The organism is Sulfidibacter corallicola (genome assembly GCF_017498545.1).
Classification (GTDB): Bacteria; Acidobacteriota; Holophagae; order Acanthopleuribacterales; family Acanthopleuribacteraceae; genus Sulfidibacter; species Sulfidibacter corallicola.
This window is the reverse complement of record NZ_CP071793.1, coordinates 7,363,181-7,378,609: the sequence shown is the minus strand read 5'-3', so window position 1 is coordinate 7,378,609 and position 15,429 is coordinate 7,363,181. Positions and strand designations below refer to the sequence as shown.

Annotated in this window: 5 protein-coding genes; 3 read left to right on the top strand and 2 right to left on the bottom strand. The window is 61.2% G+C overall.

Going from position 1 to position 15,429, the window contains the following annotated elements:
- Positions 1 to 549: 549 nt before the first annotated feature.
- From J3U87_RS22725 to J3U87_RS22715, 3 genes are all read left to right on the top strand, one after another.
- Positions 550 to 1,128 carry a sigma-70 family RNA polymerase sigma factor gene (locus tag J3U87_RS22725; protein ID WP_237378064.1) on the top strand — a complete coding sequence of 193 codons (579 nt, stop codon included), beginning with the start codon at positions 550 to 552 and terminating at the stop codon, positions 1,126 to 1,128.
- Positions 1,129 to 1,224: 96 nt separating this feature from the next.
- Positions 1,225 to 3,759: a serine/threonine-protein kinase gene (locus tag J3U87_RS22720; protein WP_237378063.1), complete on the top strand. Its 2,535-nt coding sequence runs from the start codon at positions 1,225 to 1,227 to the stop codon at positions 3,757 to 3,759.
- A 179-nt stretch (positions 3,760 to 3,938) separates the two neighbouring features.
- Positions 3,939 to 11,720 carry an RHS repeat domain-containing protein gene (locus J3U87_RS22715; RefSeq protein ID WP_237378062.1) on the top strand — a complete coding sequence of 2,594 codons (7,782 nt, stop codon included), beginning with the start codon at positions 3,939 to 3,941 and terminating at the stop codon, positions 11,718 to 11,720.
- 133 nt (positions 11,721 to 11,853) lie between these two features.
- Here J3U87_RS22715 and J3U87_RS22710 read toward each other — a convergent pair whose 3' ends face one another.
- Together J3U87_RS22710 and J3U87_RS22705 are read right to left on the bottom strand one after the other, a co-directional pair.
- Entirely contained in the window at positions 11,854 to 13,314 is a 1,461-nt protein-coding gene (locus J3U87_RS22710; protein WP_237378061.1) for an alkaline phosphatase D family protein, read from the bottom strand.
- A gap of 398 nt (positions 13,315 to 13,712) precedes the next feature.
- Entirely contained in the window at positions 13,713 to 15,335 is a 1,623-nt protein-coding gene (locus J3U87_RS22705) for a bifunctional metallophosphatase/5'-nucleotidase (RefSeq protein ID WP_237378060.1), read from the bottom strand.
- Positions 15,336 to 15,429: the final 94 nt, after the last annotated feature.

The following is a 15,429-nucleotide window of genomic DNA, read 5'->3' as shown; positions in this document are numbered from 1 at the left end:
CGCTGCCCCACCACGCCGACGACGTCTCTGGCAATGCGGGACCTATGGACCTTTCGACTTCGGTGGTGGGTCTCGTGGGTAATCTCTCGCTTCGCTTTTTGGCGTAATCAATTGTCGTTGCTTGGGTGGCTTCGATTGGTGGAGCAGGCTGCCTGCCCGGCCCGGCTCACCTACATGCACCACGTCTCTCTCGCAATCCGGGACCTATGGACTTTGCGACTTCGGTGGTGGGCATCGAGCGAAACTCCTCGCTTCGCTCTTTGGCGTAACTAATTTCCGCTGCTTGGGTTGCTTCGACGTGTCGGCCGGGCCGGCCAACCTACTGCCGCGCCGACTCTCAAAGAATGCGGGAACTCTGAGCATGGATCGCTTCGACGAGTTCGGCCAGCGACATGACCGGCCCTGCCCAGCCTGAGGTGCGCGACGGATCTCTGGTTATTCGGGAACTCCGGGCAGATTCGTTTCAAATGAGGACCCCTCGTTTCCGCCTTACGATATATACGCCGCGAACGTGGTTTAATGGCGTTATCGAAACGATGGGGGACCGCCATGGAAGAGGACACCCAGCATCCCAGCCCGGCCGAAACCGCACTCATCACCGAATGGATCAACCGAGTCGCCAGAGGCGATCGCGACGAGCTGGAACGCATGGCCCCCGAAATCCTGCACGCCCTGTTTACGATCGCGCGCGGCCTGCGCCAGAAGAACCCGGGGCAACCGTTGGAAACTCGCGCCGTGGTGAACGAGTTCTTTTTGCGCTTCCTCGCCGGATCGGGCTCCCATTTCGAAAACCGCGCACGGTTTTTCGCGTTTGCGGCAAGGGTCATGCGCAACTTCATCGTGGACGAAATCCGCAAGCACCGGGGCCGCTACGTAGCGCTCGACGGGATTCAAGTGGAACTCGCCAATCCTTTCGAAGACCATGACTTGCTGGATATCGACGCCACCTTGGAGAAACTGAGAACGATCGACTCCCAAAAATACGAAGTGGCCTGTTGCCGCCTCTACCTCGGTCTCAAAACCGTCGAGATCGCCGAATACCTGGACATGTCCCACCGAACGGTAGAGCGCAAATGGGGCGCGGCCAAGCTTTGGATCACGTCCCTGCTCTACGGAACCGAGGCTTGAACGCCTCATGACCCAGGCGCGGGCGAAGCGTTGGGACCGAGCCACGCCGGCACGCATCCCCGCCCCCCAACTCTCAGCCAGGGGAAAGGAAATCCGGTGAGTCCTCACAAGGAACGCGACGAAGCGCGGTTGCGCGAACTGGATGCCTATTTCGAAGCGGTCGCCGACGGCGAGCCGCTGGATGCCCGCGTCGCCGGCGAATGGCTGGGCCTCGAAGGTGACGCGGCCGATCGCCTCGGCCAGGCCTTGGCATCGAACCGCGAGATCGAATTGGTCACCGGTTTCCGTTGGGTCGATCGCCCCATCGCGGTACCCGGCTACGACATCGAGCGAAAAATCGGGTCCGGCGGGCTGTCCGACGTGTACCTGGCCCACAAACAGGGGCCCGTGCACCGCCGGGTGGCCCTCAAGCTGCCTCGCGCCACCTTCGCCCCCGCCCTATCCGATTTCGAGCGAGAGCGTCAAATTCTGGCATCGTTCACCCACGAGGGCATTTGCCATTACTACGACACCGGGACGACCGAGGACGGTCGGCCCTACGTGGCGATGGAATACGTCGAGGGCACCCACATCGACACCTTCGTCCGCAACCAGGACCTGAACTTCGACCAGGTCGTCGACCTGTTCGCGGAAGTCCTGCGCACCATCGCCTTCGCCCACGGAAAGGGCGTCGTGCACTGTGATTTGAAGCCCGGCAACATTCTGGTCAAGGACGAGGACGGTACCCGGATCAAGGTCATCGATTTCGGTCTGGGCAAATTCCTCCAGCGCGACCAGGTCTCCCGCGTCCTTTTCGGGACCCAGGGTTTTCTGGCGCCCGAGGCGATCGAGAACGGCGGCCTGGTGGACGTGCGACTGGACGTGTACGCGCTTGGCAAGGTCATGGAACGCATGCTGGATCGACGCAAGCGCGGAGGCCCGTCGAGGGCGCACTCGTTTCTGGAGCGCCAGAAGCGCCAATTCCTCCAGACCATTCTGGCCAGGGCCACCGAACCCGATCCCGATCGGCGCTATCCGACGGTGGAGGCCCTGCTGCGCGACGTAGCCCGACTGAACGAGAGCCAGCCACCGGTGGGGATGCGCGAATCCCGCTGGACCCGCCTGATCCGCAGCGCCCTGGTCCACAAGGCGCGGACCACCATCGTGGCACTGGCCTCCGGTTTCCTGCTCTTCTTCCCGAGCTACGTCTACGTCGCCCAACGGCACGAGGCACGGGCGATCGCACGCGAACGGGACGCCGCGCTGGCGGCTCAAAAGAAAGCAGAGGCACACCAGCGATTCATGGTCTCCCTGTTCACCGATGCCGGTCCTCATCGACAAATCGGCGAGCTGACCGTGGCTTCGTTCATCGAGGACGCCCATCGCCGGTTGGACCTCGATGCCGAACTGCCCGAGGAAGGCCGCCTGGATCTGTTGCGCACGCTGATCGATGTCAACCTGGCCGTCGGCAATCACGACTCGGCCCTGGCCGCGACAGACATGGTGATCTCGGAAGATCCTTCCTTCGAGATGTACCTCAGGCGCATCGAGGTCCTGTACGCCGCCGGGAACATCGAGGCCATGAAACAGGCCTTGGACGAATTGGCGGACGCGTTGCCGCGACTGACTTCACGACCGCCATACGCGATGGACCACATCCGGTATTTCCGTGCGCTCGCGTTCCACAACCAAAACCGATTCTTCGAAGCCGTCGCCGAAATGGAGCGCATGACGGAGCCCCGCCAACCTTTCCCCCTCGCCGATCTCCACTTGGCCAGTTTTTACATGCTCACCGACAACGACACATCGGCCCGCAGGATGCTGCACGAGCTCCTGGCCCTTGGCGAACGGCTGGACGACACCCAGCTCCTGCTTCACTGCCACCTGACGCTCTCTCGACTCTACCTGTCCCTTGGCTGTCTGGACCTGGCCGACCAACATGTCGTGGAGGCCATCGCCCACCACCAAGCGAAGGTGGTCATCCCCCATGCCGCCGAGGCGCACCTCTTGATGCAACAGGCGGGAATCCGGGTCATCGCGCGAGACTACGAGCAGGCCGATGCGCTGTTGAACCGTGCGGGGGACGTTCTCGACCAATGGCCGATCAACTCGGAACTCTATTCCATGTACTTCAACGCGCGGTTCGGATTGGCCTACGGAAAAATGGACTACCCCCTGGCCGCACACTGGCTCTCACAAATGGAGTCGCAGGCGAGAAACGACTTTCGAGACGCCTGGTTCGGTCTATACCGACACTGGATGCGGATCGCCGAGGGCCGTTTTCGCGAGATCTCCTCCCAGGACTACCAGAACCGGTTGAACATCGTCCGCTCCCAGAGCGGCAGCGCCGCGGCAGCCTGGCACGTCCCGTTTCTCATGCTGCTCTTGGCCAAGGACGGACGCGAGGCCGCGTTCGAACGGGTCGCCGCCGAGATGGACCGGTTCCTCGACGCGGCGCCCTACCAGGAACCGCTGTTGCGCGGCCTGTTTCACCTGCGCCGTGCGGAAGCGCTGTCCCTGTTCGGCCGCGCCGACGAAGCCGCGTCGGCCAGGCAAGCGGCGCAGGCATTGTTGGGACCCGACGAGGTCGCCCGCTTCCAACTGGTGCCGGATCAACGAACTGCCTCGCAACGTGCGCGGGATCGGCGCTGAGTTGATCCACCCACCATCCCCATGATTTTTCTCGTCGATCAGATTCCAGCGTACCCACTTAGAATTAAACAAGTTTAAACGATTCAGAAAACCGTTCCGAAAAAATCGAGCGCTGCATGGCGGTTTTCCGCTCCTCCATACGATTGTCGCGGTGAAGGCAACTTTACTGGAGGAATTCTTTGAAACATTCGATCCTGATCTTGGCGACTCTCGCCACCTACTTTTCCGGCCCACTATTGAGGGCCGCCGGTACTGATTACGCCGATGTGGCCGTCGACAGTCTTCAGACCGACAGCGCCTCGGTCGGCGCAGGCGTCGAGATTCCCTATTTCGACATCAACTACTACACGGGCATGGTCACCGCCCAACTGGACGGGATTCAGGCCGGTGAATTGACCCTGACACCGACCTACAAGGCACCCAACCGCATGAAGCGATTCCAGGCGGAAGGCCATTGGGCCGACGCCCTCAGTCACCAGGGCAATTTGGGCAAGGACTGGCACCTGGGTCATGGCTTTTTATTGGTCATGCCCCATTACTACCATGGTCCGACCAGCTACGGCTTCGAAGCCATCGCGGAAATCGATGGCGGCCGGGTTACGCCGTTCAGCAAAGACCGCTATTTCGTGGACCACTACGGCAATGAAGGATGGACGGACGGCCTGGCCGTCAAGGATCGCTACTTCGTGGACGAGAGCCTGCGCCGCATCGTGCGCGAGATGTGCCCGACGGGGCCGTGCGATTCGGCCGACGAGGGCTGCCGGTACGGCAACTACGTCATGCTGAACCCCGACGGCAGCAAAATCACCTACGCCAAACTGGCGGATGCGCGGATGGACGAGTGGTACAGCGATCTGGCCTCACGCTATTCGGTATTCAACCCGGTCCGACCCGAAATGTGGCTTCCGATCGAAGTGGTCGACGCCCGTGGCCGCAAAATACATCTCGAGTACCAGGGCGGCCCGGCGAACACTCGCCAATTCTGTTCGGACCAGAACGACGGCCACCAAACCTACGAGCTGGCAGATTGGCGGGTCCACCGCATCTACGATCACGAGCGCGTTCACCACTTCGAATTGGGTTGGCGCGATTTCGGTGGCCAGGGCCACCCGCTCGACCTGTTGGTGTCCGAGGTCCGCTACAAAGGCGGCGGCGTGGACAGGGTAATGGCGACGTTCAGCTACGCGGCGCGCGATCTGGACGAGGTCTCCATGACGAATGGCGGCTTGTCGCAAAAGCGATTTTACATTCTGGAGGAAGTGAACCGCCCCTGGAACATCGCCCAGGACCCTTACGGAAGTTCGGCCTTCAAGACCACGCTCGGCTACCAAACCTATGAGGTCACCAACCTGACCGAATGCGGCACGGGGCAGCCGGCGACTTTTCCCCAGCCCCAAACGCGTTTCGGCGTCCACCTCCTGACGACCATCGTGCCCGAAACCGGTCAGTTCCGAGACGGTCGCACCGATGCGGGCGTTCGGCTTCAGTTTGCCGACGGCGAACAGCAGGGCATTCCCTGGTCCTGCTTCAAACGGGCCACCTACGATTGTCGCGGTGAACATTGCTGGGAACCCCTGGTGCGCATGAACAACCAATTGAGGGTGAGCACCATCGACTACGCCGACGTGCACATGGTGGTGACCTACACCCCGTTCCTCGATCAGGGACCCCACGACGGCAAGATGTACCGGGTCTTCACCGAGGACGAACCCATCGACGCCCGCAGTGATTTCCTGAAAGTGACGATCGGCTCCTACAACCAGGTGGGCCAAGCGCTTCTCGCCACGAACGAACTGTACTTCGCCATGCCGGGAGACGAGGCACCGACCTTGGAGAACCAATCGCGTTTGATCGGCAAGCTGTTGAGCCAACGCAACGTCCACTATCGTCGTGTCCTCGCCGGATCCGCCAACCAGCGCGAAGCCTCGGAATACTGGCAGGAATGGGCCTACCGCGAACTGGACCCCACCAAGAACACGCAGTACTACACGATCGGCGGCCACCGCGAGACCGGGCGCGCGACCATCGGCCCCTTCCTGTACGGATATGCGAGCCGCGGCGAAGACGGCTTTTCCCACGTCGTCTACCAGGAATACCCATCCGATGTTTTCGGCGGAGACGGTTACGTCAAACCCGTCGCTTCCCTCTACCAGCCGACCTTGCAATCCCGTGTCATCTACGACCCCCAGATGAACCCCGTGAAGAAGGTGGTTCACGTGGAGCGCACCTTCGAGGGTCGCTTCGAAATCGTGCCGCGCGACACCAGTCAGGATCCCTACCTCGCCGATCCGAAAGCCCAGCGGTTCCTGCTCGGACTGGTCAGCGAGGAGGCCTCGCGGTGGAGCTTCGACAAAAACAGCCTGGCCCGTTTCGACCAGACCCGCATTCGCCATGGCTACGACGCCCAGGGCTTTCCGGTCTGGAAACGGTTGTTTTCGGACGCCTCGCAAAACCAATCGATCAACTTCGTTTATGACTATGAAACCGATGCCACCGGCTTCACCTACCTCGCGGCGGAGGCCCTCGTCGATTACAACCCCCAGACCGCCTCGAGTCTCACCGTGCCTCCCCACCGAGCCACGATCTACAGCGACTACCGTTTCGGTCGACCCGGCAAAATCAACCGACCCGACGGTAAGGTGGACACCGAACGCACCAGCGATTCACCCCTCGAAACCGAAACCCAATTCGATGCGTTGGGTCGACCGGTTCGCGTGGTTCAGAACGGCACCGCCGTGACCTACACCTACGACGACGTCGGCCGCCCGCTCTGGGAGTCTCCCGACGCCGTGGAGCCCCTGCGCCACATCTACCCGAGTCCGACCGACATCCTCAACGGCAATATTTTCAGCAAACAGGTCCAGGAAGGCGCCGGCTCGGCCACCACCCAGGTGCTCGACCGATTCGGTCGCGAGCAGTATCGCGACACCCTGGTCTCGCACGGCCACGACCTATGGAAACGCGCCGACGAAAAGCTGTACGAAGGAGCGGAACTGGTAAAGAGCCGCAACGCCTACGGCGGTGAGGTCCTGGTTTCGAAGGACGTCTTCGGCCGAGAGCGCGAGATCCTGCTTCTGGATGACCAGGGCGCGGTTCACAAGTACGCCGAAACGACGTACGACATGACGCCGGAGGGACACACCGTCGTCACCGAGCGGGTATCCAAACAACCGGGAGACCTGGACTTCGAAACCACCTATTCCGAGACGGATCCTCTCGGTCGCCTGGTCAGGACGGGCAGGAACATGGGCGCCGTTCAGGATTTCGTCTGCTACAGTCACACCCAGACCGGCACCGGCATCGAAACCCAAACGCGACCCTACTGCGACGAGGGCCAGGTCCGTACCGTAGCCCGCGACCTCCTGGGCCGCATCCAGTGGGAGCGCCATCCCGAAATCGAAGGCGACATCGTCTACCATTACGACGGCTACGGCCGTCTGGCAAGCCGCACCACCCCGGAACACACGACTCGGTTCCTCTACGACAACGCGGACCGCAATATCGGGTTGGAACAGATCGAACCCCAGGTGACCCCCCTGCGGGAATACCATTACGATCCCACCAACGATCTCCTGGCAAGTGCCACGACGGCCGAGGGTGTGACCTACCAATTCGGCTACGACACCGCCAACCGGCCCAGCACGCTCGACGTGCTCATTCCCCGGCAGCCGGAAGGGCCGGTCGGACTGAGGCCCAACGGCAGTGTGACCAAAGGAAGCCAGACACATTTTATCTGGGCCTCGATGGGTGCCGGCTGGACCTATGATCTGGAGCTGCTGGAAAATGGCGCCCTGCTCTGGTCGCAATTCGGCCTGACCGAGAATCGGGCCGAAATTCCCTGGCCCATGTTGATCGAGGAGCAGGCCTACTCCTGGCGCGTCCGGGGCTATCGCGACAACGGCGGGACCCCGACCTGGACATCCTGGCGGACCGAATCCCTGGACATCGGCCCCGGCGACGGCGATTCCCCTGATTTCCGGGTCTACGCCACCCGCAACGACAGCTCCTTCCCCCAATATCGACTGGGCGACATCGTTCGTCTCGAAATCCGCACGGTCCCGCCACAGCCCAATCAACCCGTGTTCGTCCGCCGAAAGAGAGACGGTTTTCTCGAGCTGGCCGATGCCCCCCTACCCCATGGCCAGAACAGGACCGACGAGAACGGCATCCTCGTCACCCGTTTCACCTACGACGATCCGAGCTTCTGTGGTCATTACACCGAGGAAACCTTCGCCGTCGGCACGGTCGACGGACCGCGAAGTACGGCACTGCCCGGCTACACCCTGGCCTGCATCGACGAGGAAAAGACCCGAGGCACCTTGTTGCTCGCCACGGATTCGATCGATTTCGGCGGGACTGGCGAACCCCACGGAACGGTCAGCCAAACCCGGCGCATCAACAACGGCACCGAAACCTCGTCCATCCCCATATCCGACCTACAGATTACCGTTCACGACGTGGTAAACGGGCAGGTTCAGGCAGGCACCAGCCAATACTTCAGTTTTGGGGGCGTGATCGACAACGGTACGGGAACCTTCGCCAATACGCTGCCCTACAGTTACGGCGCCTGGGGACACACGATGCGGGTCCAGTTCCATCCCAATGGAACCACCGGTCGCCGCGAGGGCTTGCTGCGCATTCACTACGCGCAGGATCTGCGTGGTCCGCAAACCTTCGAAATCCCTCTGGCCGGCGAGGCCGCCGATATCGGCAAGATGTTCCTGACGCGACCCGATGACGACACCTTGCTGGCGCACCACCTGGATCTGGGTACCCTGATGCGCGGTGACGTGATCGAACTCTGGGTCCGCAATCCCCTTGCCGACAATTCCATCCGCGGTTCCATCATGGTTTCGGGCCCCTGGACCCTTTTGGGACCCAGTCACGTCATCGAGCACCGGGAAAGCATCGATTTCAACGGGGAAAGCCGGCCAGGATGGTTCCAGGGGCTTCTGGTCGCACCATCCAATTATCTGAAGGTCTACCTCCGGTACGAGGGTGAGCCTGGCGAAGCCACGTTCACCAACAACGTGCGGCTCGATTCCATCGTGGTCGTGAACGGCTACGACGGTCCCGGCGATCCCGACGACATCCCGGTCGGCCGTTCCTACTTCAGTGTGTCGGTTCGGGTTCTGGATTCTTCTGTCGCAGCCCCGACCGAATTCGTGGACACCCAAGGCAACCCGCTCTCGGAGTTGCGTTTCCAGTCCCACATGTTGGGCCAACACACCTACAACACGGTGGACCCCAACATCTTTTTGGCCTCCCGACACGCCGACTGGGTGCAATACCAGGTCACCTTCTCGTCCGAATTCGACGACTTCTTCGATACCGCATCCAGTTTCGAATGGAAGGTCACGGGCGGCGCCGGTTTGGCTAAAAGCCACGCGTTCCCCCTCCAGGGCTGGATCACCTGGGCCCATATGGGCGTCACGCGTGGCAGCGTAACCCTGGAACCGATCGCTCGCTCCTACTACGGCAGTTACGATCCAGCGAGTGGCCAGACCCGCGACGCCTTCTTCAACACTCCGACCCTGACCATGCCGGTATCCTTCGTGGTGACCGATCGGCTGGCCTATGACGACGCGGTCCTCGATTTCGGTTCGGCCGAAAATGGTGACGACCGCCTGACGACGACGCTTCGGGACCTGCACGGCGAGAACCAGGCACTCAACGGGACCCTGACCCTGGGCGAAGGCCCCTTCTCCTGGGACGCGGCCTACTATGCGGGCTTGGCCTATGGAGACCATATCCAAATCGACGGCAGGTCGATGACCTTGGCCAGCTTCCCGATGAACGGGTTTCCCATTCGCATCGCCTGTGATTGGCAGGCCGCCTACCAGGGTCGAGTCGACGTAGAGGTCGAATCGACGTTCTGTGCAACTTCCAACAACGGCATGTGCCCCTACGATGAGGGCGAAGACGTGCGACTCTACCTCAGCGCCCATTTTCCCGAGCCGGACGCGGCCGGAGGAACCCGCGGAGACAGTGTTCCCGACTACAACCCCGCCACGACCCTGCACGGTAGATTCGCCATGGAGTACGACGCCTTCGGCAACCTGAAGCGCCTGACCATGCCTTCCGGGCGCGCCCAATCCTGGACCTTCGACCAGATCGGCAACCACATGGCCGCCTTTTTGGAGTCCGGCAGCCAATCCATCCCCATCGCGGAAGCCGTGATCGAGATGGCGGCCCTGGGTCAAAACGGCTACGGCCGCGACGGTGGGGTACGACACTTCCGTTACAAGGGCGCCTTCGGCACCCGCTTCGCGGACGTCTTCTACCGCAACGACACCTTCGGTCGCCCCGTCGGCCGGGACCTGCGCGCCACCGGGACCTGGTCCCAACGGGAAACCCTGTGGGCGCATCACGTCACCGATGCGATGGCCTACGACCTGCGCGGCCATTTGACGGGTTACCAGACCCAAACCGATGGCAACGGCCCCGTCGCGAGCACGTTCACCTACGACACATTCGGCCAGTTGACCCGTTTCCAGCTCGGCCAGGAATCCATCGACTACGGCTACGATGCCTTCGGCAACATGCTGCAGCGCACGTCCTCGTTGAGTGGCATCGACAGTTTCGACTATGGCGGCGGCTCCTCGCCGGCCTACGTCGACAATCGCCTCGAAGGTCACCGGTACAGTCCCAACGGGAACCTGTTGGACGACGGCACCTACCGCTACCGGTACGACGCCTTGGACCGGCTGGTGCTCGTCACCGATCAGGACGGCTCGCCCGTGCAACAGGCGGTCTACGATCCCTTCGGGAATCGGGTCCGTGTCACGACCACGAATCGAACCACCTACAGTTTCCGGGTGCAGGAGCAAACCGCGGAAGCATTCGTGACGGGCGAAGGTAGCGAAAACCATTGGAAGGCCTACGTCCAATTCAACGGGGAGCGGGTGTTCGAAAGCGCAACCGACGAAACCGCAGGGCACCGCCTGCTGTTCAGCGATTACCTGGGCAGCGTGGTGTACACCATCGACCAGTCGAAACAACACCAGGCGTACGGCTATACGCCGTTCGGGGAAGCCATGCCCTCCGGTGGAATCCGAAGTGGTGAAGGCGGTTTTACCGGCCACGCCAACGATCCAGCCGCCGGCTTGGTGTACATGATGAAGCGCTCCTACGCGCCGTTCCACTTCGCCTTCACGCGGCCCGATCCGGCCCGGGATTTCGGCCTGACCCCGATAAGCCACAACCTCTACCAATACGCTCGTAACAATCCGGTCAACCGCATCGATCCCGATGGGTTGACGAGCCAGAAAAAGGACAAGAAAAAACAAGCACGTCGCATCACGAATGTGAAAGCTCTCGAATGGCTGGCCCTCGAAACTCAAGAAATCCACATCTTTTCACCGAGCCTAGCCGGAATGGTGAGTAAGATACACAACAACTACGGCCAAGCCTACAACGAGGCCCTCACCGGGGTGAACAATATGGTGGGCATGGCCATCGCAGCCGGAAAGGGTGCCACCAGTATTCCCCAACATTCGTTTCTGTACTTTGTCATCTCGAGTTTCGTGTGGAATGAAGTGTGGGGTGAAGCGGAAAAACAGACGCTCGACTGGTATTTCGATATGCTGAAAAACACCTCCGTAGACTTTCTACCGGGAGATCACCTGATCAAAGTGGAATTCCGAGGAGGAAAAGTCGCGGCCATGTGGGATGAACACAACGCCATCATCGTGCCTGTCGACGCCACGTCCATCGAACTGTACTACCGCCCCTCACGGAATGCCATCTTCACCATTCGAGAGGACGGCCACCTTGTCGAGCTCTACACTTTCGAAGAATCCATTGAGACCCTCGACGACGATGCCTTTGCGGAGGCGTTGGTCAACGGCATGTGGAAGGGTATCACCAACGAAAAAAATTGGATCATCGAGAAGAAGGGCCACGCGACCGGCACCTTCAAAGCCAAATGGAGATGGGGCAAAAACCTCCCGACTCAATAATCCGTTCCAGAACGAGCAGATAGAGGTGATCGACCGGCATCGCAGCCGTTCGGTCACCCACCGAACCGGCCCCCGTGGGATCTTCCCTCGGGGGCCTTTTTCGTGGAGGGCGCCATGGCCCCCCGGCCATCGATCACTTCTTTTTCTTTTTGGGGATGGAGGGGAACTTGGGCGGCATTCTCTTCCGCTTCTTGATCTCGAGATCGGATCGCTTGACCTGGTGCTCGAACCGAAGCTTGCCCTCGGAGTCGTACGACTTGAACGTCAGCACGCGGTTCTTCTGTCCCTCGCCGGTGATTTCGACGATGCCGAAGTTGCGGTCGTCGGTGAGCAGCGCGCCCGGCACCCGCATGTGGTTGTCGGCCTCATCGCCCATTCCGTAAATGGTACCGCTGGTCAGCGGCGAACTGGTGAACTCGTAGAACGGATAGCTGCCGGGGCGTTCCATCTTGAGCAGCTCGGAGTAGTGGCGATCACCGGAAAGGAACACGACACCTTCGATGGCGTGGTCGTTCAACCAGTTCATCAGGTTCTGGTGCTCCGTGCGGTACAGGTAGTAACTCTCGTGACGGCTGTAGGTATTGACCACCTGATTGCCGTTGACGATGAATTTGAAGGTGGCGCGGCTGGTGATCAATTGATCCTTCAGCCACTGGAGCTGAACCGGCCCGAGGTAGGGTTTGTCGGGATCCGGATCGCGGTGGGGCGCTCGGTGATAGCGGTCGTCCAACAGAAAAAATTCGCAATCGGCCCACTCGAATTTGCCGAAAACCCCCTTGGCCTCCGGCAAACCGTAAGCCGGGTTGGCCCAGTAGAGCTTGAACATCCGCAGGGTTTCGTCCTTGAGTTGGTAGGAGCGGTCGCCGTCGTCGGGACCGAAGTCGTGGTCATCCCAAGTGGCGTAATGGGCCGTGCTGGCCAGGAGCTTTTGCAGGAAGGGCATGCCGCGATCGCGGGCCATGCGGCGGTTGAGACGGGTCACCGAAAAGAAGTCCGACTCGCGGAAGTAGGTGTTGTCCCCCATCCAGATCATGAAGTCCGGTTTCTGGGCGGCGATGTTGTCGAAAATGTGGAACTTGTCGCCGTAGGGTTTGCCATCGCGATCGAACTCCTTCTCGTTGTTGAAGTAACAGGAGCCTAACGCGAAGCGGAAGTCGGGCGGGTGGCGCCGCCACTTCCAATTTGCCTGGGTCTTGAAACGATGGCTCTGGGAGATCTCCTCGCCGTCCACCAGGACCTGATAGCTGTACTCGGTATTCTCTTTGAGGTTTGGCAGGCGAACGTGGGCCGTGTGATAGGTTTCCGGCTCGGTTTCGACCGACGCGGAGGTCAGCGACTGGCCGCCCTCGGCCCGGTAACGAATCGAGACGCGGGCCGGAACGCGCGTCTGCAGCCAAATGGTGGCTTCGACGATGTCTACATGTCCCAACATGGGACCCGCGGCGACCTTGGCGGCGGCATCGCCGGCAAGGGCGAGACCCGAACCCGACGCGCACCACAGCAGGGCGCCCAGAACCCAGAACAAATAATGGGTCGCGCGCGATTGGCGACCACGGCGGAGATTGGCAGAGATTGAACGCTTGACGTACTTCACGAGATCCACCCTCTATATTAAGTGTCGTGATTCATCCGAGGCACCGATGGACCTCGGCAGGTTGGCTTGGGAGAGACCGGGAACGGGAACGAACCCCCTCGCTCGAAGGCGGCATCGCAGAACTCGCTGGCCGAGGCGCGCCGTGGATATAGGCAGCGCACCTTCCGGAACCCATTGGCGGGGCGTCGTGATGCCACCCGCACTCGTGTCGAGCTGAAACCAAAACCGGGAGTAAACCTGAAACTGTAGGTAGGTCACCCCCGGTTTGTCAATCCCCATAACCGAAGCGGAACCCCAAAACCCTCAGCCACCTGGATGCCTGGTGCCGATCATCCCGGTGAAGCGACCGGTGCCGGTCGCCACACGAGCCCAGTCCAGGGGTCGCCCGGTTTCGCATGCTATTCGATGGTCTGAATGCGGCCCATGACCTTGGGCGCGATGCCCGCTTTCCCGGCGACCTTCAGTCTCGCCATGAGCAATTTTTCCAAATCGCCACCTTCACCCAGGCGCTTGGCCTCGGCGAAATGCGGATAGCCGTCCTTGCCACCCGCGATATACCCGGACAGCATGACGCTGTAGGTCGCCGCCGGATCGAGCGGCACCCAGGCATCGCCATCGCGGTAGTGGATGTTGGCGGCCTTGCTCTCGGCGACGAGGTGGTCGAACTTGAGACCGCTGACCTGCAGAAAGTGCCCGCTGGCGTTCCAGTCCGACACGCTGTGTTGGAGGGCCCGATCGATATCGGCACCGGTCAACGAGACCATCACCAGATCGGTGGCGTAGGGCAGGAGTTCCTTCAAGTGTCCGCGCGTAACGTTTCCTGGCGGGATCACGTCGTTGAGGCGCAGGCTGCCGGAATTGACCAGGGCGATTTGGGCGGGCTTGCCCTTGATGGCGTCGCGCATCTGATCGGCGACCCAACTGCCCAGATTCGTCTCGTAGCGCCGGATGGTGAGTTCTTCGGCGTTGAGTTCGACCTGGGTGACGCCGACCGGTTCGGCCAAGGCGCCGTCGGGATCGAAGCGTTTCAGCCAGGACTGGACGCGCTCGTCGACGGTGGGATCGAGGACGTCGAGCCCTTCCGCGCCCAACCGAACCAGGCGTTGTTTGATCTTGAGGGTGCCGGCATCGCGTTCCAACTCGATCACCCGTGCCGAAAGCGCATCGGCATCGGCCTTGACCAGCCAACGTCCGTCGACATTGCGCTCCACCGCCACGTGGTCGTGGCCGCCGACGATCAGGTCGGGACCTTCGGCACCCAGCTCCTCGAGCAGCGCCTGGTCCTGGGAGACGCGCAGGTGGGTGAGGCCGACCACCACGTCACAACCGGATCCGCGTAGATGGGCGACCGTGGTGCGGGCGGTGGCACTCAGGTCCCCGAATTCCGCAATGTATTCTGGGTGGGCTTCGTCGGTGGTCAGCGAAAACAGGCCGATGGTCAGGCCACCCATTTCGACCCGGTGGGTCTTGACCAGGTGATCGGCAGCCACGACTTCCTCGCCCGCTTCTCCGTCGGCCCAGTCGATGTTGGTGTCCAGCCAGGTGAATTGCGACTGCTCCACCCGGGCGTCGAGGAGTTCGGCCGTCTTCAGGTCGAACTCGTGATTGCCGAACGTCATCACCATGTGGGGGTCGAAAGCCTCGCCATCGCCGTCCAGCAGGTTGAGCACGTCGATCATCTGCTCTCCGCCGTTGAATTTTTTGCTCATCAGCGCGGGTGCGAGGGCGTCTCCGGCGTGCAACACCAAAACCGGATCACCACCATCGTTCAATTGACGACGCAACGTCCGAACCCGTGCCAGCCCCCCGAGGGTTCCGTCCGCGGCCCCTTCGATGCGATAGACATCGTTGATGGCGAGAATGACGGCGCGCGCCGGCGCAGCTTGGGCCTGGCGCGGGCGGGAATCGTCCTTAACATCTTCTTTTTTGGCGGAGTCGGTCGGTCCGCAGGAAAGTAATAGAAAACAGGCCGTCACGGCCATTGCCCGGATCGAGGTCACCCAGTCAAAGCTCAAGAGCATGGAAGCCATCCTATGGTAATCGAAACACACATCATAAAAAAACGTCGGATGGCCTACCTTATCAAATCCCCAAGGATTTGCCTACGACTGGAGC

What these genes read in the sequence shown, in the direction of transcription:
- J3U87_RS22725 (WP_237378064.1), top strand. Translation starts at nt 550, where the DNA reads ATGGAAGAGGACACCCAGCATCCCAGCCCGGCCGAAACCGCACTCATC.
- J3U87_RS22705 (WP_237378060.1), bottom strand. Translation starts at nt 15,335, where the DNA reads ATGCTCTTGAGCTTTGACTGGGTGACCTCGATCCGGGCAATGGCCGTG.